The following is a 17,989-nucleotide window of genomic DNA, read 5'->3' as shown; positions in this document are numbered from 1 at the left end:
GCAGGCTTATCAAGCGACTGGCCCGTCTCCACAATCAATGCTCCCGGCCAAGCGGCCGCCCAGACACAGGAGAAGAGCCATGAAACTGCTGCACATCGATTCCAGCCCCCTAGCCGGCCAGTCCGTCTCGCGCGAACTCACGGCGCGCGCCGTGGCGCAATGGCAGGCGAGCCATCCCGGCACGACGGTCGAGTACCTCGACCTGGCCGTGGACGCCCCCAGCCACCTCGACATCGATTCGCTGGGCTTCCGCCTCGGGCTGGACGACGCGAGCCTGACCGACGCGCAGCGCCGCGAGAACGCGGTGTCCGAGCGCCTCGTGAGCCAGTTCCTGGCCGCCGACGTGGTGGTGCTGGGCGCGCCCATGTACAACTTCTCCGTGCCCAGCCAGCTGAAGGCCTGGATCGACCGCATCGCGCAGGCGGGCCGCACCTTCAAGTACACGGAGCAAGGCCCGGTGGGCCTGGCCGGCGGCAAGACCGTGATCATCGTGTCGACCCGCGGCGGCGCCTATTCGCAGCAGCCGGCGCTGGCGATGGACCACCAGGAAAGCTACCTGCGCACGATCTTCGGCTTCTTCGGCGTCACGGACGTGCGCTTCGTGCGCGCGGAAGGCGTGGCGATGGGCGACGCGGCCAAGGGCAAGGCGATCGCGGCAGCCGACGCCGACATCCAGGCGCATGCGGGGGTGGCGGCGAACGAGGCGGTGGCCGCGCTGCAGGCGTAGCGCCTCGGCCCGGCCCTCACCCCGACCCTCTCCCGCCAGCGGGAGAGGGAGTCCGCCTTGCTCCCTCTCCCGCTTGCGGGAGAGGGCGGGGGTGAGGGCGGTAGCGAGCTACTTGTTCGCCACCTTGTCCGCGTGGTGCTTCACCCACTCCGCGAACCGTTCCATGAACTTCTGCAGGAACTGCTTCGTGTCGTCGGGCCCGATGCTGCCGTCAGCCGCGAACAGCCCGGGCTTGTTCTGCAGGAACATCTCCGGCTGGCCCAGCGTGGGCATGTCGAGGTAGGCGAGCACGTTGCGCAGGTGCTGCTGCGCCAGCGCGGTGCCGATCGCGCCGACCGAGATGCCGATCACGCCCGCCGGCTTGCCGGCCCAGGCGCTCTGGCCATAGGGCCGCGAGGCGTTGTCGATCGCGTTCTTCAGCACGCCCGGGATCGAGCGGTTGTATTCCGGCGTCACGAACAGCACGCCCTGCGACTGCGCGATCTCGCCCTTCAGGCGCCGCACCGGCTCGCTCTGGTTGCTGTCGTCGTCCTGGTTGTACAGCGGCAGGTCGTCGATGCGCACCGGCACCAGCTCCAGGTCCTTGGGGGCGAGCTTCACGAGCGCCTGCGCCAGCTGGCGGTTGAACGAGTCGCGGCGGAGGCTGCCGACGACCAGGGCGATGCGGTAGGTCATGTTGTTCTCCTTTGACTGGAATACGGATGCTGCGCCGCCAGGGCGCCCGCCGCTGTCGGCGGCTTCCGACGTTCGCAGTGTAGATGCGGGCGGGCGGCGCATGGACGAACTGGCCACGGTCGGCCTGCGCCAGGCGTCCCCGCGGCGGCGATGGCCGGGGGATTCTTGCTAAAGTCGGGTCGATTCCCCTCAAGACATTCCAGGAGGCGTGATGGCACGCACCGTCCATTGCATCAAGCTCGGTCGCGAGGCCGAAGGTCTCGACTTCCCGCCCTACCCCGGCGAACTCGGCAAGCGGCTGTACGACAACGTCAGCAAGGAAGCCTGGCAGGGCTGGCTCAAGCACCAGACCATGCTCGTCAACGAGAACCGGCTGAACCTGGCCGACCAGCGCGCGCGCGAGTACCTCAAGCGCCAGATGGAAAACCACTTCTTCGGCGCCGGCGCGGAGCAGGCCGCCGGCTACGTGCCCCCCACCAAGTGAGATGAGCGAGCCGGTCGCCTGGGGCGATGACGGCACGCCGCGCAGCGCGCGCTTCGACGACATCTACCATTCCGCGAGCGGCGGCCTCGCGCAGGCGCAGCACGTGTTCCTGCACGGCTGCGGCCTGCCCGAAGCCTGGGCCGGGCGCGCACAGTGGCGCATCCTCGAGACCGGCTTCGGCCTGGGCCTCAACTTCCTCGCCACGTGGCACGCGTGGCGCACGGATCCGCGGCGGCCCCGGCTGCTGCACTTCGCCTCCATCGAAGCCTGGCCGGTCGGCCCCGACGACCTGCTGCGCACGGCCGCCCGCGCACCGGCGCTGCAGCCGCTGGCGCAGGCGCTCGCCGCGCAGTGCACCGGGCTCACGCCCGGATTCCACCGCCTCGCCTTCGAGGACGGGCGCGTGCTGCTCACGCTGTGCATCGGCGACGTCGCGCCCTTGCTGCGCGAGCAGGCCTTCCGCGCCGACGCGGTGTTCCTGGACGGCTTCGACCCGGCGCGCAATCCGCAGATGTGGAGCGGCGACACGCTGAAGGCCGTCACGCGCCTGTGCCGGCGCGGCACCTTGCTCGCCACGTGGACGGTCGCGGGCGAGGTGCGGCGCGAACTGCGCTCCTGCGGCTGGCAGGTCGACAAGCGCCCGGGGCTGCCGCCCAAGCGCGAGATCACGTGCGCCCGCTACGACCCGCAGTGGGAGGTGAAAGGGCTGCAGGAAGAACCCGCCGTCACGCCCGGCGACGCCGTCGTGATCGGCGCCGGCCTGTCGGGTGCGGCGGCCGCGGCCAGCCTGGCGCGCCGCGGCTGGTCCGTGCGCGTGCTGGATGCGGCGCTGCAACCGGCCGGTGGCGCCTCGGGCCTGCCCTGCGGCCTGCTGGCGCCGCACCAGTCGCCCGACGACAACCCGCTGTCGCGCCTGTCGCGCGCCGGCGTGCGCATCACCTTGCAGGAGGCACGGCAACGGCTGGCTCCCGGCCTCGAATGGGAGCGCACCGGCGCGCTCGAATGGCGCGGCGGCGACGCCCGCGCCTTGCCGGCGCTGGGCGAGGCGCTGGCCCCCTGGAGCCGCGAGGCGACGCCGGCGCAGAAGCGCGCCGCGGCCATCGCGGAGAGCGACGCCGCCTGGTGGCACGAGAACGCCGCCTGGATCGAGCCGGCAGCGCTGGTGCGCTCCTGGCTGCGCGAGCCGGGCGTGCGCTTCACCGGCGGGCAGCGCGTGGCGCGCGTGCGCCGCATCGACGCAGGCTGGAGCATCGAGGACGCCGCGGGCGAACGCATCGCTTCGGCGGCCCTCGTGGTGGTGGCCGCGGCGCTCGGCAGCGCGGCCCTGCTCGATGCGGCGCCCGCGCTGCATGCGGTGCGCGGGCAGGTCACCTGGGCGCCGCACGGCGAGGACGCCGCTGCGTTGCCGCCCTTCCCCGTCCACGGTCACGGCCACTTCCTGCCGCGCGTCCCGCTGGAGGAGCGCATGGCCTGGATCACGGGCTCCACCTACGGTCGCGGCGACGCCGACACCGACCTGCGGCCGCAGGACGACGCCGCGAACCTGCAGCGCGTGAGCGAAGTGATGCCCCGCGCGGCCGCCGTCATGGAGGCGGCGGGCCGCCGCGAGGAACTGCGCTCCTGGGCCGGCGTGCGTTGCGCCTCCTCCGACCGCCGCCCGCTGCTCGGCGAGTGGGCGCCCGGCCTCTGGGCCAGCATGGCGATGGGATCGCGGGGCCTGAGTTTCGCGGCGCTGTGCGCCGAACTGATGGCGGCCCGCCTGCACGGCGAGCCCTGGCCCCTGCCCGCGCGGCTCGCGCAGGCGCTGGACCTCAGGCGGCCGGGCCGAGCTCGATCCGGCTGAGCCAGGCGTCGAGCCGTTCGGGATCGGGCGGGTCTTCCAGCAAGGCCGTGCGGCCGGCCCAGGCGCGCATGCGCGTCGACAGCGAGCGCGAGGCCTTGATCAGCGCCACGTGCGGCACCGGCAGCCGCCCACGCCGCATCTGCCGCAGCAGTTCCCAGGCGTCGAAGTCGTGCAGCCCGGCATCGACCAGCGCCAGGTCGTACTGCTTGCCGCGCACGAGGTCCATGGCCTCCGCGCCGCTCTCCGCTTCGTCGGCCTGCGTCAGCCGCGCCAGCGCGAGGCGCGCCCGCAGGTAGAGCCGCCCGTCGCGGTCCTTGCTGACAATCAGGGCCTGCTTCCGCGACATGGCCGATTCGATGGATGCGAGCGCATCCAGGTCCAGCACGGCTTCGGGGGCGAACAGGGCGTCCAGCGCGCCGATGACTTCGGGCCAGGCGATCGGCCGTTCGAAAGATTGCCAGACGGCGGGCGGAGCGTTGGTTCCAACCCACAAAAGGCGCAATTCGCGATTCAGCGGAGACTCCGCCTGCACCCGCGCCTCCCAGCTCTGGCCGTCCAGCAAGGCCACCCGCGCGGGCTCGGCCGCCTGCGGCGTCCACAGCTGGTACATCGTGCGGCACTGCTCCGACAGGCGGAATACGGTGTTGAGCGCATGGCGCTCCTCGTCGGAAAACCCGACCACCTTGATGTAGATCCTCTGCGCCATGCCTGCTGCCGCGTCCGCGCTCCCCTCCTGCCGCATAAGCTTATCCGCATAAGCGCGGAAGCAAAAAATAGTTTGGTTCGGCGGCGGGCCTGCCTACAGTCGCCGCTCCGGCCCCAGACGGCCTGCAACGCCGCTTCCATGTACCAGTACAACGAGTTCGACCGCCAGTTCGTGCGCGCCCGCGCCGCCCAGTTCCGCGACCAGCTGGAACGCTGGCAGGCCGGCACCCTGAGCGAGGACGAACTGAAGCCGCTGCGCCTGCAGAACGGCTGGTACATCCAGCGCTACGCGCCGATGGCGCGGATCTCCGTGCCCTACGGCGAGCTCTCCAGCGCGCAGCTGCGCGTGCTGGCCCGGGTGGCCCGCGAATTCGACCGGCCCGATCCCGCGCTGCTGCAGGACGCGCAGGACAGGCAGCTGGCCCTGGGCCCCGTCCCGGTGCCGGGCAGCGGCAAGCAGGTGGTGAGCCGCCTGAAGTACGGCTACGGCCACTTCACGACGCGCACCAACGTGCAGTTCAACTGGATCCCGATCACCCGGGCCGCCGACGTGATGGAGCTGCTGGCCACGGTGAGCATGCACGGCATCCAGACCAGCGGCAACGCCATCCGCAACATCACGACCGACGAACTCGCCGGCATCGCGGTGGACGAGATCGCCGATCCGCGGCCCTTCGCGGAGATCATCCGCCAGTGGGCGGCGCTGCACCCGGAGTTCGCCTTCCTGCCGCGCAAGTTCAAGATCGCCCTGAACGGCGCGACGGAAGACCGCGCTGCGCTCGGCTGGTACGACATCGGCCTGCAGCTGCTGCGCGACGAAGCGGGCACCCTGGGCTTCAAGGTGATGGTGGGCGGCGGCATGGGCCGCACGCCGGTGGTCGCCACCGTGGTGCGCGAGTTCGTGGAGTGGCCGCAGCTCCTGAACTACCTGGAAGCCTGCATCCGCGTCTACAACCGCTACGGCCGCCGCGACAACATCTGGAAGGCGCGCATCAAGATCCTCGTGAAGTCCGAGGGCCAGCGCTACATCGACCAGGTGGAAGAGGAATTCCGCCAGATCGTCGAGATCGACGGGGCCCCGCACACGCTGACGCACGCCGAGGTGGACCGCGTCACGGCGTACTTCGTGCCGCCCGCGCTGCAGCCGCGCCAGCAGGACGCGGCGGCCGCGCGCGTGCACGAGATCATCCGCGCCGACGCCGAGGCCGACCCGCAGTACGACCGCTGGCTGCAGCGCAACGTGCTGCCGCACCGCCAGCCGCAGCTGCGCGCCGTGAAGCTGTCGTTCAAGCGCCTGGGCTACAACCCCGGGGACTGCACGGCGGAACAGTTCGAGGCCTGCGCCGACCTGGCCGACCGCTTCTCCGCCGGCGAGGCGCGCGTCACGCACGACCAGAACCTGCTGCTGCCCTGGGTGCACCAGGACGACCTGCCGCAGCTGTGGGCCGCGGCCCGCAAGCTGGGGCTCGCCCGCCCCAACATCGGCCTGATCACCGGCATGATCGCCTGCCCCGGCGGCGACTTCTGCTCGCTGGCCAACGCGCGCTCGCTGCCGATCGCCGAGGCGATCACCGAGCGCTTCCAGGACCTCGACGAGGAATGGGACATCGGCGAGATCGACCTGAACTTCTCGGGCTGCATCAATTCCTGCGGCCACCACCACGCCGGGCACATCGGCATCCTCGGCGTCGACAAGGACGGCAAGGAGTGGTACCAGATCACGCTGGGCGGCTCGGACGGTTCGGCGCTGTCCGGGCCGGCGGGTCCCGGCAAGATCATCGGGCCCTCGTTCGCGAAGGAGGAAGTGCCCGCCGTGATCGAGGCGCTGGTCGACACCTACCGCCAGCTGCGGCAGCCGGCGGCCGACGGCAAGGACGAAAGCTTCATCGCCACGCTGCGCCGGGTGGGCCCCGAGCCCTTCAAGGCCGCCGCCAACGCCTGCCGCTTCGTGGAAAGGGAAACCGCATGATCCCGCTGCAACTGGTCGCGCCCGGCGGCACGGCGCCCGAGGACAACGACAAGGTGCTGGTGCTGCCCAACGACAGCGACCCCATGGAGGTCCCGCTGGAGGGCGTGGAACGCATCGAGCTGAACTTCCCCAAGTTCACCGACGGCCGGGCCTTCAGCCAGGCCTACCTGCTGCGCCGCCGCCGCAAGTTCGCCGGCGACATCCGCGCCACCGGCGACGTGCTGATCGACCAGCTGGTGCAGATGCACCGCACGGGCTTTTCCAGCGCCGTGCTGAAGGAAGGCAAGGACGCGGCCGAGGCCGAACGCCAGTTCGCCCGCTACGCCGCCTTCTACCAGGCGGACGCGGTGGTGGGCCGGCCGCGGTTCGCGCGGAGCTGAGATGGGCGCGATCGAACTGAACGCCCGCCCCTCGAAGGACTACGCGGCCAGGCTCGCGGAGACCCAGGCGCTGCTGGTCCGCGCGGCCACCGAGTTCGCGCCGCTCAAGCAGGCCTCCAGCCTGGGCGCCGAGGACGTCGTCATCACGCACCTGGTGAACGCGCTGGCGCTGGACATCCCCGTGTTCGTGCTGGAAACCGGCGCCCTGCACGCGGAGACGCTGCAGCTGCTGGAGCGCACGCAAGCCACGTCCCGCGCGCCGGTGGAGGTCTACCGGCCCCGCGAGGAAGCGGTGGTGAACTTCGTGGCGCGCGAAGGCCGCGAGGCCATGTACCGCAGCATCGAACTGCGCAAGGCCTGCTGCGCCATCCGCAAGCTGGAACCGCTGGAACGGGCGCTGGCCGGGCAGAAGGCCTGGATCACCGGGCTGCGCCGCGAACAGTCGGCCGCGCGGGCCGAGGTTCCCTTGGTGGACACGGCCGAAGCACGCATCAAGATCAACCCCCTGGCCGACTGGACCTGGGGCGACGTGTGGCACTACATCGCGGTGAACGGCGTCGACTACAACCCGCTGCACGACCGGTTCTTCCCCAGCATCGGCTGCGCGCCCTGCACGCGGGCGACCAGCCTGGGCGAGGACTTCCGTGCCGGCCGCTGGTGGTGGGAAGAGGAGCAGGCGAAGGAATGCGGCCTGCACGTGAAGGAAGAAAAGGCAGTCGCATGAACGCTCGCACCGAACCCCGGCTCCTGGCCCGGATCAGCAACCGGCACCTGGACGCCCTGGAGGAGGAAGCCATCTTCGTCCTGCGCGAGGTCGCCGGCGCCTTCGAGCGGCCGACGCTGCTGTTCTCCGGCGGCAAGGACTCGCTGGTGATGCTCAAGTGCGCCGAGAAGGCCTTTGGCGCCGGGCGCATCCCCTTTCCCCTGCTGATGATCGACACCGGGCACAACTTCCCGGAGGTGACCGCCTTCCGCGACTTCCGCGCGCGGGAACTGGGCGCCCGGCTGATCGTGCGCGGCGTGGAAGACTCCATGAAGCGCGGCACCGTGCGCCTGGCGCGCCCCGACGAGAGCCGCAACGCGCACCAGGCCGTCACGCTGCTGGAAGCGATCGAGGAATTCCGCTTCGATGCCCTGATCGGCGGCGCCCGCCGCGACGAGGAAAAGGCGCGCGCCAAGGAGCGCATCTTTTCCCACCGCGACAGCTTCGGCCAGTGGCATCCCAAGGCCCAGCGGCCGGAACTCTGGACGCTGTTCAACACCCGCCTGCACCCGGGCGAGCACTTCCGCGTGTTCCCCATCTCCAACTGGACCGAGCTGGACGTGTGGCAGTACATCGAGCGCGAGCAGGTCGCCCTGCCCTCGATCTACTACGCCCACCGGCGCGAGGTGATCGAGCGCCGCGGGATGCTGGTGCCGGTGACGCCGCTCACGCAGCCCCGGGAAGGCGAGCAGGTCGTGACCCGCACGGTGCGCTTCCGCACCGTGGGCGACATCACCTGCACCTGCCCCGTGGCCAGCCCCGCCGCCAACGCGAGCGAGGTGGTGGCGGAGACGCTGTCGGTGGAGGTGAGCGAGCGGGGAGCGACGCGCATGGACGACAAGACCTCCGAGGCGTCGATGGAAAAGCGCAAGAAGGACGGGTATTTCTGATGACGGCTCTGAACGTGGATCCCGGCTTGCGCCGGGATGATGAACGCTCGCACGGCGGCGACCACGCCGCCGCGCTACGGTTCATCACTTGCGGTTCCGTGGACGACGGCAAGAGCACGCTGATCGGCCGCCTGCTGGTGGACAGCCGCGCGGTGCTGCAGGACCAGCTGGCTTCCGTCTCGAAGTCCGGTGAGGCCGACCTGGCGCTGCTGACCGACGGCCTGTCGGCCGAGCGCGAACAGGGCATCACGATCGACGTGGCCTACCGCTACTTCGCCACCCCGGCGCGCAAGTTCATCATCGGCGACGCGCCCGGCCACGAGCAGTACACGCGCAACATGGTGACGGCCGCCTCCAGCGCCGACGCCGCCGTGGTGCTGGTGGACGCCACCAAGCTGAAGTGGCAGAACCCCGGCCTGGAGCTGCTGCCCCAGACCCGCCGCCACACGCTGCTGTGCAACCTGCTGCGCGTGCCCGCCATCGTGTTCGCCGTGAACAAGCTCGATGCGGTGGAGGACGCCCAGGTGGCCTTCACCAACATCCGCGGCGCGCTGGAGGACTTCACCGCCGCCGCCGGCGTGCAGGCGGGCGCCGTGGTGCCGATCTCCGCGCTGAAGGGCCACAACGTCGTCGAAGGCAAGCCGGGGTGGTGCAACTACAAGGGCCCCTCGCTGCTGTCGGTGCTGGAAGCGCTGGACGTGACGCCCGCCGAAGCGGACGAGGCCTTCGCCTTCCCGGTGCAGTGGGTGGAGAAGTTCTCCGCCTCCGCCGATACCTCCCAGGGCCGCCGCGTGTTCTGGGGCCGCGTGGCCACCGGCCAGGTCCAGCCCGGACAGGAGGTGACCGTGCTCCCGGGCGGACAGACGGCCCGGGTGGCGCAGGTGCTCGACGCCGTGCGGCGCCCGGCCACTGTGGCGGCGCGGCACAGCGCCGGCATCGTCCTCGATCGCGAGGTGGACGTGTCGCGCGGCGACTGGCTGCTGGCCCCGGGCGCCTTCGCGCCGGCCCGGGACCTGTCGGCCACGGTCGCCTGGCTCGACGACGAGCCGCTGGTGGCCGGCCGCGTGTACTGGGCGCTGCACGGCCACCGCTGGGTGAAGGCCAGGATCCAGCGCATCGTGCACAGGCTGGACGTGAACAGCCTGGCCGAACACGACGCCGACCACCTGGAACCGAACGGCATCGGCCACGTCGAACTGGCGCTGCAGGAGCCCCTGGCCACCCTGCCCTACGCCCGTTCGCGCACGCTGGGTGCCCTGGTGCTGGTGGACACCGCCAGCCACAAGACGGCGGGGGCGCTCCTGGTTCGTTGATCCAGCGCAACCCTGGCGCCGTCGCGCCCTCGCCACCCTCGGGCAGCGGGGCAGAATGAGAAATCCATAAAATCGAGGGTTTCCCCCGAACCCTCGGCACAACAATGACCCACGTCGTCACCGAATCCTGTATCCGCTGCAAGTACACCGACTGCGTGGATGTCTGCCCCGTGGACTGCTTCCGCGAGGGGCCGAACATGCTGGTCATCGACCCGGACGAGTGCATCGACTGCGCCGTGTGCATCCCCGAATGCCCGGTCAACGCGATCTACGCGGAAGAGGACGTGCCGGCCGACCAGGTCGGCTTCATCCAGCTGAACGCGGACCTCGCGCCCGGCTGGAAGAGCATCACGAAACGCAAGCCGGCCCTGCCGGATGCCGAGGAATGGAAGGACAAGCCGGGCAAGTTGTCCGAGCTGGTCAAGTGAATATGGAACCACAGCTGAACCAGGAAGTGATCAAGACCGCCGCCGCCCATGACGGACCGATCGAGACCGATGCGGTCATCATCGGCGCCGGCCCCGTGGGGTTGTTCCAGGTGTTCGAGCTCGGGCTGCTCGAGATCAAGGCCCACGTGATCGACTCGCTCGCCTACCCGGGGGGCCAGCCGATCGAGCTCTACCCCGACAAGCCGATCTACGACATCCCGGCGATCCCGGTGTGCACCGGCAAGGAACTGACGGACGCGCTGCTCAAGCAGATCGAGCCCTTCGGCGCCACCTTCCACCTGGGCCAGACGGTGACGGTCGTGCAGAAGCAGGACGACGGCCGCTTCTTCGTGGAGACGTCCAAGGGCACGCGCTTCCTGACCAAGACCATCTTCATCGCCGCCGGCGTGGGCGCCTTCGAGCCGCGCACGCTGAAGGTCGACGGCCTCGAAAAGTTCGAAGGGTCGCAGCTGTTCTACCGCGTGCGCAACCCCGCCGACTTCGCCGGCAAGAACCTGCTGGTGGTGGGCGGCGGCGACTCCGCGCTGGACTGGTCGCTCAACTTCTGCGCCGGCAACGAGGACGGCAACGCGCACAAGGCCGAGAGCGTGATCCTGGTGCACCGCCGCGACGGCTTCCGCGCGGCGCCCGCCTCGGTGGCGCGCATGCACGAGCTGTGCGAGCAGATGGAGATGCAGTTCGTGGTCGGCCAGGTGACGGGCTACGAGGAGAAGGACGGCAAGCTCACCGGCGCCAAGGTGACCGGCTCGGACGGCGTGACGCGCGTCGTGCCCGCGGACGTGCTGCTGGTCTTCTTCGGCCTCTCGCCCAAGCTCGGCCCGATCGCCGACTGGGGCCTGGACATCGAGCGCAAGCAGCTGAAGGTGGACACGGAGAAGTTCTCGACCAGCGTGCCGGGCATCTTCGCCGTGGGCGACATCAACACCTACCCGGGCAAGAAGAAGCTGATCCTGTCGGGCTTCCACGAATGCGCGCTGGCCGCCTTCGGCGCCGCGCCCATCATCTTCCCCGAGAAGGGCAAGATCCACCTGCAGTACACGACCACCAGCCCCAAGCTGCACAAGGTGCTGGGCGTCGAGACGCCGGTGTTCGACTGACGCTTTGCTGATGGGATGGGGGCGGCCGCGGAAGGCCGCCAAACCCACGCTATAATCTAAGGCTTGTTCCCCGATAGCTCAGTCGGTAGAGCGCCGGACTGTTAATCCGTAGGTCCCTGGTTCGAGCCCAGGTCGGGGAGCCACCCAACAAGAAGGGGCCTGGTCGCGAGACCAGGCCCCTTTTCCTTGTCCGCCCTCAGGTCGCCGCGGGCTGCAGGCTCCGCTCCGCGGACACCATCTTCCGGAACGACCACAGCCCCAGCAGCGGCCCCAGCGCCACCGGCACGAACAGCCACTGCACAGGCAAGACCTGCAGCAGCCAGTTGGTCGCCGCGATGCTCGCGATTGTCAGCGCGAAGCCCGTGCAGTTGATGGCCATGAGCACCGAGCCGACGTCCTCGGCCGGCGCATGCCGCGCCGCCAGCGTGGAGAACTGAGGCGAATCGCCCACCACGGTGATACCCCAGACCAGCAGCATCGCCAGGAACAGCCCCGGCGGCCAGTGGAAGGCCCAGGGCAGCAGCAGGCAGCACAGTCCGGACACGCACAGCTGCGCGAAGGCCACCCGCGCGCTGCCCACGCGCTGGCTCCAGTGCCCGCCGGCGGCGCTGCCGATCGCGCCGCTGGCGATGACGAGGAAGGACCAGGCGGGCACGGACAGGTCCATGCCTTCGCTGCGCGCATAGGCGGCGAGGATGAGGGGCACGAAGGTCCAGAAGGTGTAGAGCTCCCACATGTGCCCGAAGTAGCCCAGCGCGCTCGCGCGCACCTGTGCGTTCGCGAACAGGCGGCCTCGCGCGCGCCGCGCCCCGGGCGCGGCGCGCGGCGCGAGATAGGGGCCGTCCGGGACCAGCGCGAACATCGCGAGCGCCCCGCAGGCCGCGAGTGCGCTGGAGACGATCACCGTCGCCTCCCACGGCAGGCCATGCAGCACGGCCACCGCGCCATGCGGCAGCGCCGTGCCGACAACGAGTGCTCCGACCAGCAGGCCGAGCGCCCTGCCGAGTCCGCCGCGGTACCAGCCGGAGGCGATCTTCATGCCCACCGGATAGATGCCCGCCAGCACGAAGCCCGTGGCGACGCGCAGCCCCAGCAGCACCGCGATGCCCGCGCCGCCGGCCCCGGGCGCGAGCAGGATGCCGAGGTTCAGCGCCGCCCCGAGCACGCAGCATGCCGTGAACAGGCGCCGTGGCGAGAACCGGTCGGCGATGCGCCCCAGCGTGAAGGCCAGCGTGCCGACGACGAATCCGAGCTGCGCCGCCGACGTCAGCCAGCCGGCCAGCGAGGGCGCGGCGCCGAGCAGCGCCTGCAGGGGGCCGACGATCGCGTTGCCGCTGAACCAGAGGCTGGTGCCGGCAACCTGGCAGAAGATGATCGCGGGGAGGATGCGCCGTGGCGGGACGAGGTCGTTCACGGCGTGGAGCATGCCCTCAGCGGGTGCAGGCGCGCAAGGCCGACGTGAGCGGCTCGACCGAGGTGTCGCCCAGCCGCTGCACGGCGAGGGCGACGCCCCGCGAGCGGTCCGCCCCGAACACACGCCCTGCGATCGCGTGGAACTTGCGCTCCACCTTGTCCTGCTGCCCAGCGAGGTCCGGCATGGGCACGCCCGCATCATGGAAGGCAGCGTGCTGGCGGCCGTCGCGCAGCGTCACGCGGACCTCGCTCGCCATCCTCGGCAGCGCGTCACTGAAATCGACGGCCACCCGCGGAACGAGCCGACGCACCTGCGGCTGCGCAAGGCTCTCGGTGCTGAAGGTCTGCGGCACGGAGGTGTCGAGTCCCGCCAGCGTCATGGCCGCGCAGGCCCGCAGGCTGAACTTGGCCTCGGTGTCCGTCGTCGGCGCGGGGATGTTGCAGACCGTGGCGGAGCTGCCGTGGACCGTCACGCGCACGCTTTCCACGTCTTCCACGGCAAAGCCCTCGTCCCGTTGCAGTTCGAACAAGGCGTCCATGCAGGCGCTGGTGCCGTAGCAGGACGCGTGGAACTTGAACAAGGTATTGCGCAAGTGCCAGCCGCCCTCGGGTTCCTCCAATGCCGCATCGGCGTGGAAGTCACCACTGTAGGCACCGGCGAAGCCCTGCGGATGCTCGAGGATGTCCGCCGGACCCGTGAAGCCGCGTGCCGTCATCGCCGCGGCCATGAGACCATTGCGAGCGGCCAGGCCGGCGTGCCAGGGCTTGCCCATGCTGCCGAACATCGCCTTGAGCCCGCTCGCCTGGGTGGCGGCGAGGCCCAGCGCGACGCACGCCGCATCCTCGGACAAGCCGGCGAGGTGCGCGCACGCCACGGCGGCGCCAAGCGAGCCCGCCGTGGACGTGGAATGGAAGCCGCGGTCGTAATGACTGGGCGCGATCAGCTTCCCGACGCGGCAAACCATCTCGCAGCCAGCCACCAGGGCGGCAAGGAGCTGCGCGCCGCTGGCCGTGCGTCGCTGCTGCGCAAGGGCCAGCAGCGCAGGGAGGATCACCGCGGTGGCGTGCCCGGTGATCGCGATGTGCACGTCGTCGTAGTCGAGCGTGTGGCCGAGCGTGCCGTTGTACTCGGCGGCAGAGAGCGCCGGCAGGCGCAAGTCGCTTCCGAGGACGGTGGCCTCCGGCGTGCCGCCGCGCGCTGCCAGTTCCACCAGCAGCAGGCGGGGGCCCGCTTCATCGACGGCCGCCAGGCTCACGCCCAGCCAATCCAGAACGCACTGCGCCGCGACCGTGCGCACGTCGGCGGGCAGTTCCTCGTAGCTCGCCTGCATGGATCGCCGCACCAGGGTGCGCGTGAGGCCCTCCCGGCCCGGGACGTCGCTGCGCTTGCTCATGTCACTCCTGTGCGATGCCCGCTTCGCGGAAGATCTTCGCGTAACCCGTCATCTCCTTGCGGATCAGGTCGCTGAAGTCCTGCGGCGTGCCGCCCACCAGTTCGAGGCCCAGGGGCTGCAACGCGGAGATGACGTCCTGCGCCTTGACGATCCTGGCGACCTCGGCCTGCACCTTCTGCACGACGGCGTCGGGGGTGCCGGCCGGTGCGATCAGGCCGATCCAGGCGGACATTTCATAGCCGGGCAGGCCTGCTTCGGCAATGGTGGGCACGTCGGGCAACGAGCTCGAGCGGCTCGTGGTGGTGACGCCCAGCGCCTTGAGCTTGCCGGCCTTGATGTGCGGCAGCGACTGCGCCACCGTGTCGAACATCAAGTCGACCTGGCCGCCCAGGAGGTCCGCGAGCGCCGGACCGGCGCCGCGGTAGGGCACGTGCTTCATCTGCACGCCGGCCAGCTTCTCGAACAGCGCGCCGGCCAGGTGGATGGAGCTTCCGCTGCCCGAGGAGGCGTAGTTGAGCTTGCCGGGTTCAGCCTTCGCCAGAGCGATCAGCTTGCCCACGGAGTCGGCCGGCACCTTCGGGTTGACCACCAGCACGTTCGGCGACCAGGCCACCAGGCTCACCGGCTTGAAGTCCTTGATCGGGTCGAACATGGGCTTCTTCATCATCTGCGGCCCCATCGTGTGGCTGCTGCTGGTCGCCATCAGCAGCGTGTAGCCGTCCGGGGCGGACCGGGCGACGTACTGCGCGCCGATGCCGCCGGTGGCGCCCGCCTTGTTTTCCACGACCACGGTCTGGTTCCAGTTCTCCGACAGCTTCTTGGCGACGGTGCGCGCCAGGGTGTCGGTGGCGGCGCCCGGCGGGAAGGGCACCACGATCGTGATGCGCTGCGACGGGTACGCCGCTTGCGCGAACGCGGTGGTGGCGCACAGCAGCGCGGCGGCTGCCAGGAATCGGATGGAATGACGCATGCTTGTCTCCTCTTTTGGGGGTGGATCAAAGACCGGCTTCGGCCCGGTTCAGTTCATTGGTCAGGATCATCAGGCCCTCGTCGACGCCGAGGCCCGGCTTGGTGAACAGGCGCCAGGCGCCGAACGCGAGTCCCACGTGCACCGTCGTGCGCACGGAGATGTCGGTCTCGTTGCAGCTGCCGCCCAGGTAGGCGAGCACCCCGTCCTTCTGGCACAGGCGCAGGCCTTCGATGGTGGTGGTGAGCGAGCCGTTGTCCGGCACCTTGATCTGGATGCCGTGCACCGCCTGGTCGCGGGTGAACAGCTCCATCTCGCCCGGCGCGTTGGCCCATTCGTCCGCGATCAGGCGGCAATCCAGCCCGCTCTGCTCCAGCCGGCGGCGCAGTCGGGCCGCGCGTTCGGCCGCCTCGGGCGCGCTTTGCGCGAACAGCGGATCCTCGAAATACACCTGGAAGCCCTGCGCCCGCCGCACCACGTCGGCGAGGTAGTCGACGACCCTGTCCTCATCGTTGCCCAGCATGCGCCCGAGCGAGGCGTGGAAGTCGAAGTGCAGGTCGGGGCGGTAGCCGGTCGAGCCGAGCTCACCGATGCGCTGCACGATCCAGCTGCAGTACTCCGGCAGCCGCTGACATTCGTCCGACGTCTGCATGGCGGCGTGGGGCAGCATGGCCACCCGGCGGGCGATCGCCTTGTCGGCGTTCTTGTACCAGTCGGGTCCGCAGGATGCGGCGAAACCGGGGCGGTCGTAGGTACGGGTGATCCCGTACTCGTGGCGCAGCACGTCGGCCGGCGTCATGCCGCTGGACAGGGCGGCCGCGTTCAGGAAGGCCTGCGACAGTCCGTAGGCGACCGGCCGTCCGCCGAACGCCTCGGGCCAGTCCTCCAGCAGCGCGCAGGCGTCGCGGAAGCCGTTGAAGGTGCGGCCTTCGAACTGCTCGAGCAGGCGGCGCCGGATCTCGGGCAGCGCGTCCGAACGCAGCGGGTCGGGCCGCCCGCCCAGGCCCAGGTTGGCCACGGTCATGCAGTCGCCGTAGGCGCGCTGACCGTCCTGCAGGCGCAGCGCGATGCAGTACGCCACGCTCGGGGACCGGATGGATTCGAACAAGGGACTGGTGGTCTTTCCCTTGAAGAAGAATCCGTCGGCCTGCGCGCCGGCCTGCACCGCCTCCTGGTCAGCGATCCAGAACCCGCCGATGCCCTCGACCATGCCGAAACTCTCGATGCGGAACGTCGTTTTCAACTCTTTCGCCATTCGTGCCTCCTGGGAATGCCGCGGAGTCTAGGCAGCGGGGGCGCGGCCTTCTGCTAACCACTGAGCGTTGGCGCATTTACAGTTGCGCCATGGCCCAGGCGGATGCCGGATTCACCGCGGTGCCGAAATGGCACATGGTCCTCGGTGCGCTGAGCGCGGGGGACCGCGCGGCGCTGGCCGGGCGCATGAGCAGCATGGTGCTGCCGCCGGGCAGCCAGGTCTTCCGCCAAGGCGAGCCAAGCGACCGGCTGGTGATCGTGGAAAGCGGCCGCGTGCGCGTCTACCAGACTTCCGCGCAGGGGCAGACGTTCACGCAGGCCGTCTGCGTGGGCGGCACGAGCATCGGCCTGGCGGCGCTGGTGGCACGCAGGCGTCGCGACACGTCGGCGGAAACAATCGACACCTCTACCCTGCAGTTCATGCCGGCCGCGGTGTTCCTCGACCTGATGCACACCCTGCCGGGGCTCGGCGCCGGCGTGGCACGGTTGCTGGCGACCACCGCGATGGAAAGCTTCGCGCGCACCGAAGCACTGGTCGTCGAATCGGCACGCGTGCGGCTGGCGCGCATCCTCGTCTCGCTGGCCGGCGACCGCGCCTGCGGACCGGCCGATGGGCGCGAGATCGAAGGCATCACCCAAGAGGATCTGGCGCGCATGGTGGGCGTCAGCCGGACCTGGATCGTGCTGTCGCTCAAGCTGTTCGAGGACCAGGGGCTGATCCAGCGGCACAGGCGCCGCATCGTGATCCCCGACACCGGGAAGATGCTGCGCTTCGCGCAGGACGAAGCGGGGGCCTGAGCGGACTCTCCTCTTCCGTGCCGATAATCGCGCGCATGGAGAATGATCGCGGTACCGTTGAACGCACCTTGCGCCTGCTCTCGTTCATCGCCTCTGTGGATGGCGAGATCAGCGTCAAGGCGGTGGGTGAGGAGCTGAAACTGCCCCAGAGCACCGCGCACCGACTGGTGCAGCAGCTCGTGGGGCTGGGATTCCTGCAGCGCGCGGGCGAGTCGCGCCGATACGACTTCGGCCCCGCCATGTACCGGCTCGGGGCGCTGATCTCCAGCCGGGTCGACATCGTCCGCGTCGCCATGCCGGCACTGCAGCGCATCGTGGCGAAGACCAACGAGGGCTGCGCGCTGGGCGTGCTGCGCGAGCACGACCACACGGTGCTGTTCGCCGCCCACGTGGAGTCGCCGCTGCCGCTGCGCTACCGCATCGCGCTGCACGAACCGGTGTCCATCCTCTGGGGCGCCTCGGGCCGCTCCATTCTCGCCTTCCTGGAACCCGGGCTGGCGGAGGAGCTGGGCCGCGCCGCCGAGCGTTCGCCCACGGGCAAGCCGCCACTGTCGGCGCGCGAACTGAAGAAGGAGATGGAGAACATCCGGGCGAACGGGTACTCCATCAACAAGCGCGGCGAGAAGATCGCGGGAGCGTCCGGCGTGTCCGCGCCGATCTTCGGCATGGGCGGCCGAGTCCTCGGCTGCCTCTCGCTGACCATCCCGGAAGTGCGCTATCCGCGCGGCAAGGAAGCCGCGCTGGGCAAGCTGCTGATGGAGGAATCCGCGGCCATCACCCGGGCGCTCGTGGGCGGCTGACTAATTCCATTGAACGGGTTTTGTAATCCGTTTATTGACTAAACGGAGGGCGACTCGCAGACTTCGCC

General features: G+C 70.1%; 18 protein-coding genes and 1 tRNA gene. 13 read left to right on the top strand and 6 right to left on the bottom strand.

Annotated features, from left to right (window positions below; genetic code table 11):
- Positions 1–79 precede the first annotated feature (79 nt).
- On the top strand, positions 80–727 hold the full coding sequence (locus ACY0MJ_RS16260) for an FMN-dependent NADH-azoreductase (protein ID WP_462639556.1): 648 nt from the start codon (positions 80–82) through the stop codon (positions 725–727).
- Positions 728–835: 108 nt separating this feature from the next.
- Here ACY0MJ_RS16260 and ACY0MJ_RS16255 read toward each other — a convergent pair whose 3' ends face one another.
- On the bottom strand, positions 836–1,402 hold the full coding sequence (locus ACY0MJ_RS16255) for an NADPH-dependent FMN reductase (RefSeq protein ID WP_462639555.1): 567 nt from the start codon (positions 1,400–1,402) through the stop codon (positions 836–838).
- A gap of 211 nt (positions 1,403–1,613) precedes the next feature.
- Between ACY0MJ_RS16255 and ACY0MJ_RS16250 the strand changes: the two genes are divergently transcribed.
- Positions 1,614–1,886, top strand: a complete 273-nt coding sequence (locus ACY0MJ_RS16250; protein WP_462639554.1) for an oxidative damage protection protein — start codon at positions 1,614–1,616, stop codon at positions 1,884–1,886.
- Position 1,887: 1 nt separating this feature from the next.
- Entirely contained in the window at positions 1,888–3,729 is a 1,842-nt protein-coding gene (gene mnmC / locus ACY0MJ_RS16245) for a bifunctional tRNA (5-methylaminomethyl-2-thiouridine)(34)-methyltransferase MnmC2/FAD-dependent 5-carboxymethylaminomethyl-2-thiouridine(34) oxidoreductase MnmC1 (protein WP_462639553.1), read from the top strand.
- Here mnmC and ACY0MJ_RS16240 read toward each other — a convergent pair.
- Positions 3,698–4,435 (bottom strand): response regulator, encoded by a 738-nt coding sequence (locus tag ACY0MJ_RS16240; protein ID WP_462639552.1) that lies wholly within the window; start codon positions 4,433–4,435, stop codon positions 3,698–3,700. The genes mnmC and ACY0MJ_RS16240 overlap by 32 nt on opposite strands.
- A 138-nt stretch (positions 4,436–4,573) precedes the next feature.
- On the opposite strand from ACY0MJ_RS16240, the gene ACY0MJ_RS16235 reads away from it, so the two are divergent.
- From ACY0MJ_RS16235 to ACY0MJ_RS16200, 8 genes are all read left to right on the top strand, one after another.
- Entirely contained in the window at positions 4,574–6,403 is a 1,830-nt protein-coding gene (locus ACY0MJ_RS16235; RefSeq protein ID WP_462639551.1) for a nitrite/sulfite reductase, read from the top strand.
- Positions 6,400–6,783: a DUF934 domain-containing protein gene (locus ACY0MJ_RS16230; protein ID WP_462639550.1), complete on the top strand. Its 384-nt coding sequence runs from the start codon at positions 6,400–6,402 to the stop codon at positions 6,781–6,783. Before ACY0MJ_RS16235 ends, ACY0MJ_RS16230 begins: the two co-directional genes overlap by 4 nt.
- Before the next feature lies 1 nt (position 6,784).
- The gene (locus tag ACY0MJ_RS16225) at positions 6,785–7,507 is read left to right on the top strand and encodes a phosphoadenylyl-sulfate reductase (RefSeq protein WP_462639548.1); all 723 of its coding nucleotides are present in this window, start codon (positions 6,785–6,787) and stop codon (positions 7,505–7,507) included.
- On the top strand, positions 7,504–8,436 hold the full coding sequence (gene cysD / locus ACY0MJ_RS16220; protein ID WP_462639547.1) for a sulfate adenylyltransferase subunit CysD: 933 nt from the start codon (positions 7,504–7,506) through the stop codon (positions 8,434–8,436). Before ACY0MJ_RS16225 ends, cysD begins: the two co-directional genes overlap by 4 nt.
- Complete coding sequence (locus tag ACY0MJ_RS16215) at positions 8,436–9,749, top strand: sulfate adenylyltransferase subunit 1 (RefSeq protein ID WP_462639546.1); 1,314 nt, start codon at positions 8,436–8,438, stop codon at positions 9,747–9,749. Before cysD ends, ACY0MJ_RS16215 begins: the two co-directional genes overlap by 1 nt.
- 104 nt (positions 9,750–9,853) lie before the next feature.
- Positions 9,854–10,177, top strand: a complete 324-nt coding sequence (gene fdxA / locus ACY0MJ_RS16210; RefSeq protein ID WP_462639545.1) for a ferredoxin FdxA — start codon at positions 9,854–9,856, stop codon at positions 10,175–10,177.
- 2 nt (positions 10,178–10,179) lie between these two features.
- Positions 10,180–11,295, top strand: coding sequence for an NAD(P)/FAD-dependent oxidoreductase (locus ACY0MJ_RS16205; RefSeq protein WP_462639544.1), 1,116 nt, complete (start codon positions 10,180–10,182; stop codon positions 11,293–11,295).
- A gap of 67 nt (positions 11,296–11,362) precedes the next feature.
- Positions 11,363–11,438 (top strand) — tRNA-Asn (locus ACY0MJ_RS16200).
- Positions 11,439–11,491: 53 nt separating this feature from the next.
- On the opposite strand, the gene ACY0MJ_RS16195 is transcribed toward ACY0MJ_RS16200, so the two are convergent.
- Genes ACY0MJ_RS16195 through ACY0MJ_RS16180 form a run of 4 tightly spaced genes read right to left on the bottom strand, consistent with a single transcriptional unit; the run spans position 11,492 to position 16,324 of the window.
- On the bottom strand, positions 11,492–12,709 hold the full coding sequence (locus ACY0MJ_RS16195) for an MFS transporter (protein ID WP_462639543.1): 1,218 nt from the start codon (positions 12,707–12,709) through the stop codon (positions 11,492–11,494).
- A 16-nt stretch (positions 12,710–12,725) separates the two neighbouring features.
- Positions 12,726–14,102 (bottom strand): MmgE/PrpD family protein, encoded by a 1,377-nt coding sequence (locus tag ACY0MJ_RS16190; protein WP_462639542.1) that lies wholly within the window; start codon positions 14,100–14,102, stop codon positions 12,726–12,728.
- Between the two features lies 1 nt (position 14,103).
- Complete coding sequence (locus ACY0MJ_RS16185) at positions 14,104–15,072, bottom strand: tripartite tricarboxylate transporter substrate binding protein (RefSeq protein ID WP_462639541.1); 969 nt, start codon at positions 15,070–15,072, stop codon at positions 14,104–14,106.
- A gap of 25 nt (positions 15,073–15,097) precedes the next feature.
- Positions 15,098–16,324 carry a methylaspartate ammonia-lyase gene (locus ACY0MJ_RS16180; protein ID WP_462639540.1) on the bottom strand — a complete coding sequence of 409 codons (1,227 nt, stop codon included), beginning with the start codon at positions 16,322–16,324 and terminating at the stop codon, positions 15,098–15,100.
- Positions 16,325–16,413: 89 nt separating this feature from the next.
- Between ACY0MJ_RS16180 and ACY0MJ_RS16175 the strand changes: the two genes are divergently transcribed.
- Both ACY0MJ_RS16175 and ACY0MJ_RS16170 read left to right on the top strand, forming a co-directional pair.
- Complete coding sequence (locus tag ACY0MJ_RS16175) at positions 16,414–17,121, top strand: Crp/Fnr family transcriptional regulator (RefSeq protein ID WP_462639539.1); 708 nt, start codon at positions 16,414–16,416, stop codon at positions 17,119–17,121.
- A gap of 35 nt (positions 17,122–17,156) precedes the next feature.
- The gene (locus tag ACY0MJ_RS16170; RefSeq protein WP_462639538.1) at positions 17,157–17,921 is read left to right on the top strand and encodes an IclR family transcriptional regulator; all 765 of its coding nucleotides are present in this window, start codon (positions 17,157–17,159) and stop codon (positions 17,919–17,921) included.
- The last annotated feature ends 68 nt before the right edge of the window (positions 17,922–17,989 follow it).

This window comes from Ramlibacter sp. bp-362, assembly GCF_054956735.1.
The sequence above is the reverse complement of the archived record's forward strand: the minus strand, read 5'-3'. Positions and strand labels throughout refer to the sequence as shown.